This window comes from Nonomuraea sp. KM90 (assembly GCF_052246675.1).
Classification (GTDB): domain Bacteria; phylum Actinomycetota; class Actinomycetes; order Streptosporangiales; family Streptosporangiaceae; genus Nonomuraea.
Window position 1 is genome coordinate 1 of sequence record NZ_JBQQCB010000020.1, and the last position, 17121, is coordinate 17121.

Annotated in this window: 17 protein-coding genes and 2 tRNA genes; 6 read left to right on the forward strand and 13 right to left on the reverse strand. The window is 68.7% G+C overall.

Annotation, left to right across the window (positions count from 1 at the left end):
* Positions 1-441: 441 nt before the first annotated feature.
* The 6 genes from ACTWPW_RS22030 to ACTWPW_RS22055 form a co-directional block, all read right to left on the reverse strand.
* Positions 442-3015, reverse strand: a complete 2574-nt coding sequence (locus ACTWPW_RS22030; RefSeq protein WP_443169789.1) for a valine--tRNA ligase — start codon at positions 3013-3015, stop codon at positions 442-444.
* Positions 3016-3088: 73 nt separating this feature from the next.
* On the reverse strand, positions 3089-4372 hold the full coding sequence (clpX, locus tag ACTWPW_RS22035) for an ATP-dependent Clp protease ATP-binding subunit ClpX (protein WP_185067261.1): 1284 nt from the start codon (positions 4370-4372) through the stop codon (positions 3089-3091).
* A 188-nt stretch (positions 4373-4560) separates the two neighbouring features.
* Positions 4561-5184, reverse strand: a complete 624-nt coding sequence (locus ACTWPW_RS22040; RefSeq protein WP_357856360.1) for an ATP-dependent Clp protease proteolytic subunit — start codon at positions 5182-5184, stop codon at positions 4561-4563.
* Between the two features lie 11 nt (positions 5185-5195).
* Positions 5196-5828 (reverse strand): ClpP family protease, encoded by a 633-nt coding sequence (locus tag ACTWPW_RS22045; RefSeq protein ID WP_364127383.1) that lies wholly within the window; start codon positions 5826-5828, stop codon positions 5196-5198.
* A gap of 352 nt (positions 5829-6180) precedes the next feature.
* A complete protein-coding gene (tig, locus tag ACTWPW_RS22050; protein ID WP_375116203.1) occupies positions 6181-7578 on the reverse strand; it encodes a trigger factor in 1398 nt (465 codons plus the stop codon).
* A gap of 166 nt (positions 7579-7744) precedes the next feature.
* Positions 7745-8611 (reverse strand): helix-turn-helix domain-containing protein, encoded by an 867-nt coding sequence (locus ACTWPW_RS22055; protein ID WP_364127379.1) that lies wholly within the window; start codon positions 8609-8611, stop codon positions 7745-7747.
* Positions 8612-8845: 234 nt separating this feature from the next.
* On the opposite strand from ACTWPW_RS22055, the gene ACTWPW_RS22060 reads away from it, so the two are divergent.
* Positions 8846-9322 (forward strand): ATP-binding protein, encoded by a 477-nt coding sequence (locus ACTWPW_RS22060; protein ID WP_443169790.1) that lies wholly within the window; start codon positions 8846-8848, stop codon positions 9320-9322.
* Between the two features lie 62 nt (positions 9323-9384).
* Here the strand turns inward: ACTWPW_RS22060 and ACTWPW_RS22065 are convergent, their stop codons facing one another.
* From ACTWPW_RS22065 to ACTWPW_RS22085, 5 genes are all read right to left on the reverse strand, one after another.
* Complete coding sequence (locus ACTWPW_RS22065) at positions 9385-9885, reverse strand: DinB family protein (RefSeq protein WP_375116202.1); 501 nt, start codon at positions 9883-9885, stop codon at positions 9385-9387.
* An 11-nt stretch (positions 9886-9896) separates the two neighbouring features.
* Positions 9897-10724 carry a hypothetical protein gene (locus ACTWPW_RS22070; protein WP_443169791.1) on the reverse strand — a complete coding sequence of 276 codons (828 nt, stop codon included), beginning with the start codon at positions 10722-10724 and terminating at the stop codon, positions 9897-9899.
* Positions 10725-10774: 50 nt separating this feature from the next.
* A complete protein-coding gene (locus ACTWPW_RS22075; RefSeq protein ID WP_375116199.1) occupies positions 10775-11182 on the reverse strand; it encodes a DoxX family protein in 408 nt (135 codons plus the stop codon).
* Between the two features lie 325 nt (positions 11183-11507).
* A complete protein-coding gene (locus ACTWPW_RS22080) occupies positions 11508-11723 on the reverse strand; it encodes a hypothetical protein (protein WP_443169792.1) in 216 nt (71 codons plus the stop codon).
* Between the two features lie 419 nt (positions 11724-12142).
* Positions 12143-12219 (reverse strand) — tRNA-Pro (locus ACTWPW_RS22085).
* An 89-nt stretch (positions 12220-12308) separates the two neighbouring features.
* Between ACTWPW_RS22085 and ACTWPW_RS22090 the strand changes: the two genes are divergently transcribed.
* Positions 12309-12382, forward strand: a tRNA-Gly gene (locus ACTWPW_RS22090).
* Positions 12383-12399: 17 nt separating this feature from the next.
* Here the strand turns inward: ACTWPW_RS22090 and ACTWPW_RS22095 are convergent.
* A complete protein-coding gene (locus ACTWPW_RS22095) occupies positions 12400-12909 on the reverse strand; it encodes a DUF5946 family protein (protein ID WP_443169793.1) in 510 nt (169 codons plus the stop codon).
* A 68-nt stretch (positions 12910-12977) separates the two neighbouring features.
* On the opposite strand from ACTWPW_RS22095, the gene ACTWPW_RS22100 reads away from it, so the two are divergent.
* The gene (locus tag ACTWPW_RS22100) at positions 12978-13619 is read left to right on the forward strand and encodes a uridine kinase (RefSeq protein ID WP_375116196.1); all 642 of its coding nucleotides are present in this window, start codon (positions 12978-12980) and stop codon (positions 13617-13619) included.
* 25 nt (positions 13620-13644) lie between these two features.
* Positions 13645-14955, forward strand: coding sequence for a TrpB-like pyridoxal phosphate-dependent enzyme (locus ACTWPW_RS22105; protein WP_375116195.1), 1311 nt, complete (start codon positions 13645-13647; stop codon positions 14953-14955).
* A gap of 42 nt (positions 14956-14997) precedes the next feature.
* Here the strand turns inward: ACTWPW_RS22105 and ACTWPW_RS22110 are convergent, their stop codons facing one another.
* Positions 14998-15075 carry a 50S ribosomal protein bL37 gene (locus ACTWPW_RS22110; protein ID WP_371252575.1) on the reverse strand — a complete coding sequence of 26 codons (78 nt, stop codon included), beginning with the start codon at positions 15073-15075 and terminating at the stop codon, positions 14998-15000.
* A 140-nt stretch (positions 15076-15215) separates the two neighbouring features.
* On the opposite strand from ACTWPW_RS22110, the gene ACTWPW_RS22115 reads away from it, so the two are divergent.
* On the forward strand, positions 15216-15995 hold the full coding sequence (locus tag ACTWPW_RS22115; RefSeq protein WP_375116194.1) for a DeoR/GlpR family DNA-binding transcription regulator: 780 nt from the start codon (positions 15216-15218) through the stop codon (positions 15993-15995).
* A complete protein-coding gene (galT, locus tag ACTWPW_RS22120; protein ID WP_364127358.1) occupies positions 15992-17071 on the forward strand; it encodes a galactose-1-phosphate uridylyltransferase in 1080 nt (359 codons plus the stop codon). The genes ACTWPW_RS22115 and galT overlap by 4 nt, the downstream gene beginning before the upstream one ends.
* Positions 17072-17121: the final 50 nt, after the last annotated feature.

A 17121-nucleotide genomic window follows, 5' to 3' on the forward strand; every position in this document is an offset into this window, starting at 1 on the left:
CCTGGCCAACATCCATCCACGATGGACATCAACCAAAGGAATCCGTCACAATCAATCCATGACGGGGTTGTGCATCATGCACTGGCTTTTAACACACTGTTGAGTTCTCAAGAAACGGACGCGTACATCCGCACCGAGATCCCTTCCGGACCCCAGTGCGAGAGGCGCACATTTCGTTTCCTTTAGACTACCAGATCCGGACGATCCTTGTCAAACCGCCCGATCCGGGAGCTTCCGGACCCGCCTCGCTTGGAGGCAACCCTGCTAACTTACTCTAACTTTCGGCTCTTGTCCAACCGCGCGGCTGGCGCAACCCGGAAGTCGGGGTTTGTTCACAGGGATGTCAGGGCTGATTGGCCCCGCGTTGAAAACTGTAGCAGCCTCAGGCCCGTGGAAGGTCCATCTTCGGTAACGAATGGACCTTCCCCTCGTACGTACGGTTCAAACACCCAGCCCGGCGAGCTGAGCCTCCAGCCGCTCGATGTCGGCGGACGCCTGCTCGGCCCGGCTCCTGACCTTGTCCACCACGTCCTGCGGCGCCTTGGCCATGAACTGCTCGTTGCCCAGCTTGGCGGCCACCTGGGCGGCCTCCTTGCGCGCGGCCGCGAGATCCTTCTCCAGGCGCTTGCGCTCCGCGGCGACGTCGATGGCGCCGGCGGTGTCGATCTCCACCGTCACCGCCCCCACCGCGAACCGCGCCGTGGCGTTGAACGACTCCGACGGGTCCGTCAGGCGCAGCAGCGCCCAGATCGCCGACTCCTGGCCGGCCAGCGGCGTGCCGCTCAGCCCGAGCCGCGCGGCCACCTTCTGGCCCGGCTTGAGCCCCTGGTCCGACCGGAACCGGCGGACCTCCGTCACCAGCTCCTGCAGTGCCTCGATCTCCGCCTCGGCCGCGCGGTCCGCGTAGCGCGCCTCGGCCACCGGCCACGGCGCCACGACGAGCGATTCGCCGCCGGTGACGGCCCGCCACAGCTCCTCGGTCACGAACGGCACCAGCGGATGCAGCAGCCGCAGGATGGCGTCGAGCACGTGGCCGAGCACCAGCCGGGTGTGCTCCAGCCCCTCACCGAGCTGGATCTTGGCCAGCTCCAGGTACCAGTCGCAGACCTCGTCCCACGCGAAGTGGTAGAGCAGGTCGGACGCCTTGGCGAACTCGAACTCCTCGAAAGCCGCGTCGGCCGCCGTGACGACGGTCTGCAGGCGCGACAGGATCCACCGGTCGGCCGCGGTCAGCTCGGCGCCGTCGAGTGAGCCCACGGCGGCGCCGTTCATCAGGGCGAACCTGGTGGCGTTCCAGATCTTGTTGCAGAAGTTGCGGGAGCCGGCCGCCCATTCCTCGCTCACCGCGACGTCGGAGCCGGGGTTGGCGCCGCGCAGCAGGGTGAAGCGGGTGGCGTCGGCGCCGAAGCGGTCGATCCAGTCGAGGGGATCGACCACGTTGCCGAACGACTTGGACATCTTCTTGCCGTACTGGTCGCGGACCATGCCGTGCAGGGCGACGACGCGGAACGGCGGCTCTCCGTCCATGGCGTAGAGCCCGAACATCATCATCCTGGCGACCCAGAAGAACAGGATGTCGTAGCCGGTGACCAGCACGGACGTCGGGTAGAAGCGCGCCAGCTCGGGTGTCTGGTCGGGCCAGCCCATCGTCGAGAACGGCCACAGGCCGGACGAGAACCAGGTGTCGAGGACGTCGGAGTCCTGCGTGTAGCCGGCCGGCGGCTCCTCGTCGGGGCCCACGCACACGACCTCACCGGCGGGGCCGTACCAGACCGGGATGCGGTGACCCCACCAGAGCTGCCGGGAGATGCACCAGTCGTGCATGTCGTCGACCCAGTCGAAGTAGCGCTTGGCCAGCTCCGGCGGGTGGATGCGGGTGCGCCCGTCGCGGACGGCGTCGCCCGCGGCCTTGGCCAGCGGCGCGACGTTGACGAACCACTGCAGCGACAGCCTGGGCTCGACCACGGTCTTGCAGCGCGAGCAGTGACCGACCGAGTGCACGTAGGGCCGCTTCTCCGCGACGATCCTGCCATCGGCGCGCAGCGCGGCGACCACGGCGGGCCGGGCCTCGAAGCGGTCGAGCCCCTGGAACGGCCCGTGAGCGGTGATCACGCCGCGCTCGTCCATCACCGTCAGCGACGGCAGCGAATGGCGCCGGCCGATCTCGAAGTCGTTGGGGTCATGGGCGGGGGTCACCTTGACCGCGCCGGTGCCGAACGCCGGATCGACGTGCTCGTCGGCGACCACGGGGATCATGCGGCCGGTGAGCGGCACCTCCACCATCGTGCCGATCAGGTGGGCGTAGCGCTCGTCGGAGGGGTGCACGGCCACGGCGGTGTCGCCGAGCATGGTCTCGGCGCGCGTGGTGGCGACCACGATCTCGTCGGAGTAGCGGATCGAGACGAGCTCGCCCTCGTCCTCGCTGTGCTCCACCTCGATGTCGGACAGCGCGGTCAGGCAGCGCGGGCACCAGTTGATGATCCGCTCGGCGCGGTAGATCAGCCCGTCGTCGAACAGCTTCTTGAAGATGGTCTGCACGGCCCGCGACAGCCCCGGGTCCATCGTGAACCGCTCGCGCGACCAGTCGACACCGTCGCCGAGCTTGCGCATCTGGCCGAGGATCCGGCCGCCGGACTCCTCCTTCCACTCCCAGACCCGCTCGACGAACGCCTCGCGCCCCAGGTCGTGGCGGGACTTGCCCTGCTTGGCCAGCTCGCGCTCGACGACGTTCTGGGTGGCGATGCCGGCGTGGTCCATGCCGGGCAGCCACAACGTCTCGAGGCCGCGCATGCGCGCGCGGCGGGTCAGCGCGTCCTGGATGGAGTGGTCGAGGGCGTGCCCGATGTGCAGCACGCCCGTCACGTTGGGCGGCGGCAGGACGATGCTGTACGGCTCGCGCGAGCTGCCCGGGTCGGCGCGGAAGTAGCCTTCGGATACCCAGCGCTCGTAGCTACGGGTCTCGACGTCGGCCGGTGTGTACTGGGTAGGCAGCTCTGGCGTTGTCACAGTGACCAATTCTAGGGAGGCGGGCAAGCGAAACGCCCCATGGTTCGAAACCACGGGGCGTTCGCGGAACCGCAGGCGAGTGTCAGGCCGACTTCTCGCGCGGCGTGCGCTGCTGCTTGGCGGCGAGCTGGTCGCGCGGCACGAGCGTCGGGATGGCGTGCTCGAGCACCGACTCGCGGGTGATGACCACCCGGGCGACATCCTGCCTGGAGGGCACCTCGTACATGACGGACTGGAGCACCTCCTCCAGGATGGCGCGCAGCCCGCGGGCGCCGGTGCCGCGCAGGATGGCCTGGTCGGCGATGGCCTCGAGGGCGCCGTCGGTGAACTCCAGCTCCACCCCGTCGAGCTCGAGCAACTTGCGGTATTGCTTGACCAGCGCGTTGCGCGGCTCGGTGAGGATCTGGATGAGCGCCTCACGGTCGAGGTTGTGCACCGAGGTGATGACCGGCAGGCGGCCGACGAACTCGGGGATCATGCCGAACTTCAGCAGGTCCTCCGGCATCACGTCGCCGAAGATGTCGGCCGTGTCGACCTCTTCCTTCGACCGGATGATGGCGTTGAAGCCGATGCCCTTCTTGCCGATGCGCGACTCGATGATCTTTTCCAGACCGGCGAACGCGCCACCGCAGATGAACAGCACGTTGGTCGTGTCGATCTGGATGAACTCCTGGTGCGGGTGCTTGCGGCCGCCCTGCGGAGGCACCGAGGCCGTGGTGCCCTCCAGGATCTTCAGCAGCGCCTGCTGCACACCCTCGCCGGAGACGTCGCGCGTGATCGACGGGTTTTCGCTCTTGCGAGCGATCTTGTCGACCTCGTCGATGTAGATGATGCCGGTCTCGGCCTTCTTGACGTCGTAGTCGGCGGCCTGGATGAGCTTGAGGAGGATGTTCTCGACATCCTCGCCGACGTAGCCCGCCTCGGTCAGCGCGGTGGCGTCGGCGATGGCGAAGGGTACGTTGAGCATCTTCGCCAGGGTCTGCGCCAGCAGCGTCTTGCCCGAGCCGGTGGGCCCGAGCAACAAGATGTTGCTCTTGGCCAGCTCAAGGCCGTCGTCTCTGCCCCGGTCACCGGACTGCACCCGCTTGTAGTGGTTGTACACCGCCACCGAGAGAGCCTTCTTCGCCTTGTCCTGACCGATGACATAGGCGTCGAGGAACTCGTAGATCTCCCTCGGCTTGGGCAGGTTGTCCCACTTGAGCTCGGAGGACTCGGACAGCTCCTCCTCGATGATCTCGTTGCAGAGATCGATGCACTCATCGCAGATGTAGACGCCTGGACCGGCAATGAGCTTCTTGACTTGCTTCTGACTCTTTCCGCAGAAAGAGCACTTCAGCAGGTCTCCCCCGTCGCCGATGCGTGCCACCCCAGATACTCCTTTGCGTGGGACCGCCCTGCTTGCTCCCGCGAGCAGTGTCTCCGGACATCCTCCGGACTAGGCCGAACCGCTCAGGTTTCGACGTTACCGTCTTCTGGGCCCTCAGTGAGCCCCCTAGCGGCGAGTCGCACCGGAACGTGCCCTATAGGGCAGCGCTCCGGTGCGTCACGTCTCGTCTAGGAAGCTACGGCCTGAGCTCGTTTCTTCCTGGACGGGATAATGTCATCGATCAGACCATACGCCTTTGCCTCGTCCGCGTTGAGAATTTTGTCGCGTTCGATGTCCTTGCGGACTTCGGCGGATGGCTTGCCCGTGTGCCTGGCCACGATGTCCTCGAGCAGCGTGCGCATGCGCAGGATCTCGCGGGCCTGGATCTCGATGTCGCTGCCCTGGCCGCCACCCTCGGTGGACGGCTGGTGGATCAGCACCCGGGCGTTGGGCAGCGCGAAGCGCTTGCCCGGGGTGCCGCCGGACAGCAGCACGGCCGCCGCGGAGGCGGCCTGGCCGAGGCAGACGGTCTGGATCTCCGGCCGGACGAACTGCATCGTGTCGTAGATCGCCGTCATGGCGGTGAAGGAACCGCCGGGCGAGTTGATGTAGATGCTGATGTCACGGTCGGGGTCGAGCGACTCCAGCGTCAGCAGCTGGGCCATCACGTCGTTGGCCGACGCGTCGTCGATCTGCACTCCGAGGAAGATGATGCGGTCCTCGAAGAGCTTGTTGTACGGGTTCATCTCCTTCACGCCGTATGACGTGCGCTCGACGAAGGAGGGGAGAACGTAACGGCTTTGGATGTTCATGTCAGCTCCCCCTAAGAGACCGGGCCCGCAGAGGGCACCTGCCGCGCACTGCGCACGACGTGGTCGATGAAGCCATAGTCCTTGGCCTCCTCCGCCGTGAACCAGCGGTCGCGGTCGGAGTCGGACTCGATCTGGTCCAGCGGCTGGCCCGTGTGGAAGGCGATCCGCTCGGCGAGCGTCTTCTTCACGTAGAGCATCTGCTCGGCCTGGATGGCGATGTCGGCGGCGGTGCCACCGATGCCGCCCGACGGCTGGTGCATCATCACCCGGGCGTGCGGCAGGCCGTAACGCTTGCCACGCGCCCCCGCGGTCAGCAGGAACTGCCCCATGGAGGCGGCCATGCCCATCACGACCGTGGATACGTCGTTCGGCACGTATTCCATCATGTCGTAAATCGCCATGCCCGCACTCACCGAGCCCCCCGGCGAGTTGATGTACAGCGTGATGTCCCGCTCGGGGTCATCGGCCGCGAGCAGGAGGAGCTCGGCGCAGATGCGGTTGGCGATCTCGTCGTTGACCTCCTGTCCGAGCACAATGATGCGCTCGCGGAGCAGGCGCTGGTAAAGCTGGTCCTCAAGCCGGAAGGACGAGCCGTTCTCACGGCCTCGCGACTCAGGCTGATAGAAGGTCGGCGGGCTGGTCACAGCGTCACCTTCCGATGCGTCGTAATCGATTGGCTTTGCTTGTGACCTTAACGCGCGCCACCTACAGGTCATGCCCGGTCCCCCGGACTGTTCGCTGACGGCGCAGGTGCGTCCGTGCGCACACCTGTTCCCTTTGCGGGCCAATGCGGCTTTCGTCCCACGAGGGCCGGCCGGCGGCGGGCGACGCCCACCTCCCCGGGGCGCTCAGAGGGCGGATCAGGGTAGGGCAGGCCGCGCAGGGGCGTCGGAGCCGCGTACCGGCCCGCGATGCCGTCACAGGCCCTCTCAGCGCCCCCAAAGCGGAGGCCCCCGGACCGTTTCCGGTCCGGGGGCCTCGACGCCCAGGCGGATGTCACGCCTCGGGCTTGCCCTCGGCGTCGGCGTCCGAGTCGGAGGCGGCGGCCTCTTCCTCGACGACCTCGCCACCGTTGATCTCGGTGTAGATGGCCTTGAGGTCGACCTCGTTGCCCTCGGTGTCGACGACCTTGGCGGCGTCACCGAGCACCGACTTGGCCTTGTCGCGCACGATCTCGACCATGGCCAGCGTGAGCTGGTCGTTGTCGGCGAGGTGCTTGGCCAGCTCGTTCGGCTGCACGCCCATCTCCATGGCGCGGCGCACCACGAAGTTGGTCAGCTCCTGCTCCGAGACGCCCAGCTCCTCGGACTTGACGATCTTGTCGAGCACGAACCCGACCTTGATCGCCCTGGCGGAGTTGGTCTCGAACTCGGCGAAACGCTCCTCCTCCGTCGTCTGGTAGAGGCGGAAGAAGGCGTCGCGGCTGAGGCCGCTCTCGGCCACCTGGTGGTCAAGGTTGTGCTTGCGGGCGTCGACCTCGGCCTTGAGCGCGCTCTCCGGCAGCGGGATGTCGATCTGGTCCAGCAGCGCGTCGAGCGCCTTCTCGCGGGCCTGGACGACCTGGTCGATCAGCTTGTTGCGGCGGGACTGCTCGCGGATGCTGGCCTTGAGCTCGTCGAGCGTGTCGAACTCGCTCGCGAGCTGGGCGAACTCGTCGTCCAGCTCGGGCAGGACCTTCTCCTTGACCGACTTGACGTTGATGATCACGTCGGCCTCCTCGCCGGCGTTCTCACCGCCGACCAGCTCGGTCTTGAAGCTCTTCTCCTCGCCCGCGGACATGCCCTCGAGCGCGTCGTCGAGGCCCTGCAGCACGGAGCCGGCGCCGACCTCGTAGGAGACCTCGCTGGCCTGCTGCTCCTCGATGTTCTTGCCGTCGATCTCGGCGCGCAGGTCCATGACGACGAAGTCGCCGTTGGCGGCGGCGCGCTCCACGCCGGTCAGCGTGGCGAAGCGCTGGCGCAGCGCGTCGAGCTGGGCGTCCACGTCCTCGTCGGAGACCTCGGCGGAGTCGACCGTGATCTCGACGCCCGCGTAGTCGGGCACGTCGAAGTTGGGCCGGATGTCGACCTCGGCGGTGAACTCGATCTGCTCACCGTCGTCGATCTTCGTGACCTCGATGTCCGGCTGGCTGACCGGGAACACGTCGACCTCGTCGACGGCCTGGCCGTACAGCTTGGGCACCGCGTCGTTGAGGGTCTCCTCCAGCACTACCGCCCGGCCGAAGCGCTGCTCGATGATGCGGGCCGGAACCTTGCCAGGCCGGAACCCGGGGACGCGCACCTGCTGCGCGACCTTCTTGTACGCCGCATCCATGCTCGGGCGCAGCTCGTCGAACGGCACCTCGACAGTGAGCTTGACCCGGGTCGGGCTGAGCTCCTCGACAGCGGTCTTCACGGAATGGTCTCCTTGATCAAGCTACGAGTGATCGCGGGCGCGTCCATCGGTTCGGCTCACGCGCCGCGCCCACATGAGCGGTGTTGGGCATGCTCCGCCACGGCGGGTTCCAACGCCGATGGCCAGTCTAGGGCAGATGCATACCCAACCACGACGCCCGACGCCGTCAGAACTCGTCCGCGATCGTCCTCAACAACTCGATCGTCTCGTCCGGGGTGGTGCTCACGGCGCAGAGCCGCTCCATCACCTCGGTGTATCGGTCCACATCTTCCCGCTTGTCCAGGTAGAGCGCGCTGGCGAGTTGCTCCACGTACACCACGTCGGGCAGGTCGGTGTCCGGGAAGCGCAGGATGCTGAACGCCCCGCCCTCCGCACTGTGCCCGCCGAAGCTGAACGGCATGATCTGGATCGTGATGCTGGGCTGGCGCATCAGGTCGATGAGGTGCTCGAGCTGGGCCCTCATCACCTCGGCGCCGCCGATGGGGCGCCGTAGCGCGGCCTCGTCGATCACCGCCCAGAAGACCGGCCCGTCGGGCCTGTCGAACATCCGCTGGCGCTCCAGGCGGAGATCCACCCTTCTGGCGATCTCCTCCGCCCCGATGCCCGCCGAACCGGCGGTCACCACAGCCCTTGCGTACTCCTTGGTCTGCAACAGTCCCGGCACGAACTGGACCTCGTAGGTCCTGATCCTGGCGGCGGCCTCTTCAAGGCCGACGAACGCCTGGAACCACGTGGGCAGGACGTCGTTGAACCGGTGCCACCAGCCAGGCTCATTGGCGGTGGCCACCAGGTCGAGTACGGCGGAGCGGGCCTGATGATCCACGACCCCGTACAGGGTCAGCAGGTCCGCCACGTCGCGTTCTTTGAACCCCACTCGGCCGAGTTCCATCCGGCTGATCTTGGATTCCGACCCCCGGATGAGGTGGCCGGCCTCCTCACGAGTGACGTTCTTCGCTTCCCTGAGCTTGCGCAGTTGGGAGCCCAGGAGGATGCGCAGCGCCGTCGGCCCGGAACCCGGCTGGTTCTGCGTCACTTTGCCTCCTATCAAGGTCCGCACACACAGTGACACCACATTGCCGGGTATGACAAGGTCTCAACCTCGTGTCCGATTCGGATATCTATGCCCCGAAAACGCCGCTTGCTACTGCACATTGCACTTGCACGTGCATTGGGTCTTGCAGCTGCAGGCGATCGTGACCCATGATGGCTTAGTGCATATTGGGCCAAACATGCACTAACCAAGGCTGAACGGGGAGGTATCGGCGGCATGGTGGAGGATCCTCTGGCCACTGCCGATTGCCTCCAGATCACCCGAGAGGTGGGTTTCGACCGCCTGCTCATGGGTGGCAAGCCGTACACCACCTCGTGCCCGCTGCCCTTCCAGGCGGACTCGGTGAAGATGGCCAGGGACGTGACCCGCTCGACGCTGCGCGGCTGGGGCCTGCACGAGCTGAGCGACGACGCCGCGCTGGTGGTCTCGGAGCTGGTGACGAACGCGGTCAGGTACGCGATGTACGCGCGCGGGCGCCGCGAGATAGAGCTGCTGCTGATGCGGGTCGCCCCCCACGTGCTGCTCGCCGTGGCCGACCCCAGCGACGAGGTGCCGCGTCCCAAGGAGCCCGACTTCATCTCCGAGAACGGGCGTGGCCTTTACATCGTCGAAACCTACAGCCAGTGCTGGGGCTGGGACCCGCTGGCGCGCGGCGGCAAGGCCGTATGGGCGCTGTTCCGCGCCGACGCCTGAACCGTCTCCATCCCGCTGAGCCCGGCCCCCGGCAGGAGGGGCCGGAGGCCCGGGGCGTGCCGTCACTCGCCGGTGACGCCGTCGATACGCTCGCGTAGCAGGTCAGCGTGACCGTTGTGGCGGGCGTACTCCTCGATCATGTGGACGAGGATCCAGCGGTGCGAGCATTCCTGCCCGTTGCGATCGCCCACGGCGTCGAGCGGCTTGGCGGCCGAGATGGCGCGCGCGTGCTCGATCTCCTCCTCCCACGTCGCGAACGCCTCCTTGACCGAGGCGGTGTCCACCTCGTTGAAGTCGGCGTCGTTGTCGCGGTCCTTGTCCCAGAGCTTGGGCAGGTCCTCGCCGTTGAGCACGCGCCGGAACCAGCTGCGTTCGACGTGCGCCAGGTGCCTGACCAGGCCCAGCAGGGAGAGCGTGGAGGGCGGGGCGGCGCGCAGGCGCAGCTGCTCGTCCGACAGGTCCGCGCACTTGACGGCCAGGGTCGCCCGGTGCCATTCGAGCCAGTTGTTCAGGACGGTCGGCTCGTCGCCGGTGAGGGGAGGGGGAGTTCGGGTGTCTGTCACGAGGCCCGACCTTATCCGGCCGCGTCCCCCGGCCCCGACCCGTTTCCCGACCCGTTTCCCGACCCCTTGCCCGACCCCTTGCCCGGTCCCTTGCCCGGCCCGGGCCTGACCCGGCATTCGGCCTGGAGGAGCCGGTAGGCCGCCTCGCGTACGGTGTCGTCCCTGACGTTGTCCACGAACTCCTCGGGGGTGTTCCCGCACAGGTGGCGGAGGGCGGCGGATCCGTCCAGGAGGGACTGGATCAGCGTCCTCTGGGAGGTCAGGCGGCGGGGGTGGGCCCGGCCGTCTCCCGTGGCGAGGCAGCCGTGCCGGCCCTCGTACACGTAAGGGGGTGGCAGGCGGGTGCCGGACTCCAGGGTGATCGGGTCGGCGAGGGGCCGCCGGCGGTAGTTGGGCTCGGTGAGGTCCAGCGCCGCGAGCTGGTGCTCGTCCAGCCAGAGCACGAACAGCCTGGAGGTCTCGCCGGGGGTCTCGATCGGCGCGGCCGGTACGTAACCCCACCGGCTCACGTGGGCGGAGACGCCGGGGGCGACGCCGCGTACCTCGGCGACCGTCATGGGGACGAACGGGCGTACGCGGTGGTCGAGGAACTTCCTGCGCAGCTGGCTGGGAGCGGCGTTGGAGCCGACGGCCACGACGCGGTGGCGGGCCGCCAGCCCCTCGCCGCCCTCCCTTGCCAGCAGGGCGGCGAGCGTCTCCTCCCCCGCCCGCCAGCCGTCCGGGTCCCCGTCGGCCCGCAGGGGCACGTACGCGTCGTCGAGCAGGACGCCGGAGGCGGCCGGGATGCGTCCCGGATAGGTGAGCGGGCGGGCCATGGGGTCGTCCGTGAAAAGATCCACGGCCCCCAGCATGCCCGTACGGCTCCAGGGCCGCCCGGAGACCCGCGGGGCTACGACCGCCCGGAGACCCGTGCCCAGAGTCGCGTCACGCCCGCCCTGCGCCCCCAGGCGATCACGGCACTCAGCGCGAGCAGGACCAGCGGCAGGACCACCCAGCCCCCGGACACGAAGACCTCGGTCAGCGCCGCGCAGGCCATCAGCCCGACGAACGCCAGCGCGGCCGCCCCGGCCAGCCGCGGCACGAGCAGCGCCACGGCCCCGGCCACCTCCAGCACCCCGATGAGGTGACGGAACCAGTCACCCAGGCCGATCGCCTCGAACGTGGACGCGGACGGCTCCGCGCCGGTGAACTTCCCCAAGGCCGACATCACGAAGACGCCGGCGACGACGACCTGCAGGACCCACAGGGCGATGTGGGCCACGCGGCCGGTGGTGGTCTGGTGCGGTGCCGTGGTCACGATCCGTACCTCCTCGTCGTCGATGATCTCTACGCTAAGGAGGCAGGTCGGGAGGGACCATCGGGCTGGGTACCGTACGGGGTGCACCTAGGTGCACCCTTGCCGTCGCCCGGGGAGGGTCGCCGGCGTCGGCGTTCGCGCACGAACGCCGGAAACGGGCGACAGGACTTGAACCTGCGTTCGCCCCGATCGTCAAGCGGGCGGGTGACTGCTGCCAGGGCTGTTCGGAGCTTCGCCCGCCGTTTCGGGCGGTGCTTCGCACGGCGCTGCAACATGTTTCAGCAGCTCTCCCAGGCTCACCGAACGTGGACGAGGCCGCTCCGAGTCAGCCCCTTCTATGCGTTATGCAGGTGTGTTCTCGCGCCAGCCACTGCTCGTCCATAGGAGCGCCCATGATGGCCTCCGCCGTCATCAGCGACGCCGTGCCGTAGTTGGCCTGCCACCCCTCCAACCCGCCGGGGGTGGTGCGCATCCAGCGCTCCACCGTCTCCTGGTCGGGCGTGGCGTCGTACTCCCACCCCGTGCCCTCGAAGCTCACCACAACGCGCCCCTTCTCCCTGTACGTAACAAAAGGCGGGCCGAAGTCGCTCCAGCCGACGTCCAGGCACACGCCTGCCTGAGAGAGGCGGACCTGCGAGATAGAAGTGCGCGTCCTCGTTGGCTTCGCTGAACGTGGCGGCAGTCACCAGGTGATGGCTTCCGCCGTAGGGGGCGAGGACATCGTCCAGGGTGGCGCCCGTACACCAGGTGATCCAGGTGGTGTTCCCCAAGGCGTCGGCCACCTGCTTGTAGTCGGTCACGGCGTGATCTTGCCGTCCACCACCGAGGACATCAAGAGCCGGCTGCTTCTCACCGGGACAGCTGGGACGGCTCTTCGTGCTCCTCCGCCCCCGTGCCGATGGTCAGGCACCCGCTTGGGCACTCAGAAGGCCCCACCCGATTCGGATGGGGCCTTCTGGCTGGTCGGGGCGACAGGATTTGAACCTGCGACTTCTTGCTCCCAAAGCAAGCGCGCTGCCAAGCTGCGCCACGCCCCGTTTCGTCGAGTGCGCATGCGGTCCCTGTCTCCGGTACGCTTACGCCCTGACGACCGGATGAAGTCTAGACCAGAGTTCGACCGGTTCGCGCGGACGTAGCTCAATGGTAGAGCCCTAGTCTTCCAAACTAGCTACGCGGGTTCGATTCCCGTCGTCCGCTCCAGGCAGCGAAAGGCCAGGTCATCCCGGGTGGGGTGCCTGGCCTTCGTGGTGGTCGCCGGGGTCGAGGAGTTCGGCCCACGATTCCAGCGTCGCCTCGGCGACGGCATGGATGCGGTGCCCGTACGGGGGGTGGCCGTCGGCGACGAAGCTGCCGTCGCTGACCGGCAGTCCGGTGAAGGCGGCGCGGAAGTGCGCGGGTGGGCCGCCGGCCGGAAGCGGTGCGTACGGCGCCAGCGGCCTCATGTCGTAGCCCGACCGGGCCCTGTGGTTGTTGCGCGCCACCTGGTGGGCCTGCAGGCGCAGCAGCGCGTCGAGGCCCTGGTGCGCGTAGAGCTGCAGCAGGCGGAACTGGCCGTCCAGGGACTTCCCGCGGCCGGCGGAAGGATGTTGCAGCACGTACGCGCACACCACGACCGCGTGCCACCGGTACATCCCGGGATCGCCCTGCTCCTCGGCCAGGATCGCGTGGTAGTAGTCCGCGCACACGCCGAGCGGGCCGGAGTCCGCACCGCAGTCGCACCGAGCCATGCCGGGCAATCTAGGCCGCCCGCGACGGCCTTGTCGAAGGCATTTCCCGCGCCCATAAGCTGTGCTCGATGCGCGCGCGACCGATCTCCCGTGAGGCCCTCGTCGAGGAGCTGGCCGAGCTGATCTCCGCCCGGCCGCCGGGATCGTGGGTGCGGGTGGCCGTGGACGGGGCGCCCGCGACACGCCCGGACGCGCTGGCCGACGAGCTGGTCGCACCCCTCCGGCTGCGGGGGCGGCAGGTGGTGCGGGTGTCGGCGGGCGACTTCCTGCGGCCCGCCTCGCTACGGCTGGAATACGGCAGGACCGATCCCGACGCCTTCTACGACGACTGGCTCGACGCCAAGGCGCTGCGCCGGGAGGTGCTGGACCCGCTGGAGCCGGGCGGGCCGGGGCGGGTGCTGCCGGCGCTGTGGGACAGCGGGATCGATCGGGCGTACCGGGTGCCGTACGCGGAGCTGCCGCCGGGCGGGGTGGTCGTCGTCGACGGGACGCTGCTGCTGGGTCGGGGGCTGGCGTTCGAGGTGAGCGTGCACCTGTGGCTGTCGCCGGGGGCGCTCGAACGCGGCACCCCGGAGGACGAGCGGTGGCGGTTGCCGGCCTACGAGCGCTACGAGCGGGAGGCGCGGCCCCAGGAGGCGGCCGACGTCGTGGTGCGGGCCGACCATCCCCGGCGACCGGCCGTGCTGGTCCGTGGCGGGTCTGGAACCTGACCCACCGGCGGCGCAGACTGAAGCGATGATCCCCAGCAACTGGTACAACATCGTTCCCGATCTGCCCACCCCGCCTCCTCCACCGCTGCATCCGGGCACGCGGCAGCCCATAGGCCCCGACGACCTGGCTCCGCTCTTCCCGATGGAACTGATCGGGCAGGAGGTGAGCGGCGAGCGGTTCGTCCCGATCCCGCAGGAGGTGCTGGACGTCTACCGGCTCTGGCGGCCGACGCCGCTGATCCGGGCGCGCAGGCTGGAGAAGGCGCTCGGCACGCCGGCCCGGATCTACTACAAGTACGAGGGCGGCTCGCCCGCCGGCTCCCACAAGCCGAACACGGCCGTGCCGCAGGCGTACTACAACGCCCGGGAGGGCGTGCGACTGCTGACCACCGAGACCGGCGCCGGGCAGTGGGGCTCGGCCCTGGCGTTCGCCTGTTCCCAGTTCGACGTGGAGTGCCAGGTCTGGATGGTCCGCGCCTCCTACGACCAGAAGCCGTACCGGCGCTCCCTCATGCAGGTGTACGGCGCCACCGTCCACGCCAGCCCCTCCCCCGTGACGGGCTCGGGCAGCAAGGTGCTGGCCGACGACCCCGACTCCCCGGGCAGCCTGGGCATCGCGATCAGCGAGGCCGTCGAGGTGGCGGCGGCGACGCCCGACGCCCGCTACGCGCTCGGCTCGGTGCTCAACCACGTCCTCATGCACCAGACCGTGATCGGCGAGGAGGCGCTGAAGCAGCTGCCCGAGCTGCCGGACCTGGTCATCGGCTGCACCGGCGGCGGCTCGAACTTCGCCGGCCTGGCCTTCCCGTTCCTGCGGGAGAAGCTGGCCGGGCGGATCGGCACGGTGTTCCGCGCGGTCGAGCCGGCGGCCTGCCCGTCGTTCACGCGCGGCGCGTACGCCTACGACTTCGGGGACACGGCCGGGTTCACGCCGCTGCTCAAGATGCACACGCTGGGGCACACGTTCGTACCGGACCCGATCCACGCGGGCGGCCTGCGCTATCACGGCATGTCGCCGCTGCTGTCGCACATGTACGAGCTGGGCATGTTCGAGGCGGTCACCCGCTCCCAGAGCGAGTGCTTCGAGGCCGGCATCCGCTTCGCCAGGACCGAGGGCATCGTGCCGGCCCCCGAGCCCACGCACGCGCTGGCCGAGACCATCGCCGAGGCGCTGCGCTGCAAGGAGAGCGGCGAGGAGAAGGTCATCCTGACCGCCCTGTGCGGCCACGGCTTCTTCGACCTCGGCGCGTACGACCGCCATCTGGCCGGGCAGCTCGAGGACTACACGCTGCCGCAGGAGCGCATCGACCAGGCCCTCACCCAGCTGCCGGGATGAGCGAGCCGCGGGTGGCCGCCGGGGAGGGCGGCCACCCGCCGGTCATCGCGCCGTGGGACGCTTGCCGTGGTTCGCCTTCTTCTTCTTGCGTGCCTTGCCCTTGCGTGCGCGCCTGGCCATGCACTCGCCTCCGCTGATCGGTACGGCAGGAGTGACCAACGTCTCCTGCCCACCCTGACCAGCGCAAGCATTCCGCGCTAACTAACATTCCCCAACAATTCCGTGTCATAATTTGGTGGAATCTGTTGGAAGGAGCGGGCGTGCTCGCACAGCAGCGGCAGCAGGCGATCCTCGAACGCGTGCGCAGCAATGGCGGCGTCCGGGTGGCCGACCTCGTACGCGAGCTCGGCGTCTCCGACATGACCATCCGCCGCGACCTCGAGGTGCTGGCCGAACGCGGGCTGCTGGAGAAGGTGCACGGGGGCGCGACCGCGCTCGGCCCCGGCTCGACCGAGGAGCCCGGCTTCACCGCCAAGTCCGCCCGCCAGCAGCAGGAGAAGGACGCCATCGCGCGGCACGCGGCCACGCTCGTACGACCGGGCACGGCCGTGGCGCTGTCGGCGGGGACCACCACGTGGGCGCTGGCCCACCACCTGATCGGCGTGCCCGAGCTGACCGTGATCACCAACTCGATCCCGGTCGCCGAGGTCTTCCACCGCAACCCGCGCGCCGACCGCACCGTCGTGCTGACCGGCGGGGTGCGCACGCCGTCCGACGCCCTGGTGGGCCCGGTCGCCGTGGCGGCGATCCGCCGCCTGCACGTGGACACGCTCTTCCTCGGCGTGCACGGGATGAGCGTGCGGGCCGGGTTCACCACGCCCAACCTGCTCGAGTCCGAGACCGACAGGGAGCTGGTCGCGGCCGCGCACCGGCTGGTGGTCCCCGCCGACCACACCAAGTGGAACACGGTCGGCATCAGCACCATCGCCGAGCTGACCGAGGCCGACGTGGTCATCAGCGACGCGGGGCTGCCCGAGGACGCACGAACAGAGCTGGCCGAACGGGCCGGAGAACTCATCATCGCGGAGGGCTCGCTTTGAAGCGCACCATCACCCATCTGGCCGACGGCCGGGAGCTCATCTACTTCGACCGGCGTGACGACGCCGACAGGAGTGCGATCGACCGGCGGCCGCTGGAGCCCCGCCCCGTGGCCTCCGAGCTGCGTTACGACCCGCTGACCGAGGAGTGGATCGCGATCGCCGGGCACCGGCAGACGCGGACGTTCCTGCCGACCGGCGGCACGGCCGAGTGCCCGTTGTGCCCGTCGTCGGACACGCGGTCGTCGGAGATCCCCGCCTACGACTACGACGTGGTGGTGTTCGAGAACCGCTTCCCCTCTTTCTCCGGAAATTTCGGGACTTACGAGGAAGTGGGCGGCCTGAGCGAAGTCCGTCCGGGTGTGGGCCGGTGTGAAGTGGTGTGCTTCACCTCCGACCACTCGTCCTCCTTCTCCAAGCTCTCCGACGACCAGGTGGGGCTCGTCATGGAGGCGTGGGCCGACCGCACGGCCGAGCTGTCCACGATCGAGGGCGTGGAGCAGGTGTTCTGCTTCGAGAACCGGGGCGCGGAGATCGGCATCACGCTCGCCCACCCGCACGGCCAGATCTACGCCTACCCGTACGTCACGCCCAGGACCAGGCTGCAGCTCGGCGCGGCGGCCCGGTACAAGGGGCCGGGCAACCTGTTCGCCGACGTGCTGGCCGCCGAGCGGGAGGCGGGGACGCGGGTGGTGGCCGCCAACGAGCTGTGGACGGCCTTCGTGCCCGCCGCCGCGCGCTGGCCGTTCGAGGTGCACCTCTATCCGCACCGGCAGGTGCCCGACCTGGCCGCGCTCACGGAGGAGGAGCGGGCCGCGTTCGCGCCCCTCTACACCTCGGTCCTGCGGGCGCTGGACGGGCTGTTCGGGGTGGTGATGCCGTACGTGTCGGCCTGGCACCAGGCACCCGTACGCCAGGACCGGGAGCTGGGCTATCTGCACCTGGAGCTGTTCAGCATCCGGCGGGCGGCGAACAAGCTCAAGTATCTGGCCGGCTCGGAGTCCGCGATGGGCGCCTTCGTCAACGACGTGCTGCCGGAGGAGGCGGCACGCATGCTTCGATCACAAGTAGATCACTAATAGATTTCTACTTAAGGTCGCATGACTCGTGATCTACCACTAATATCCCC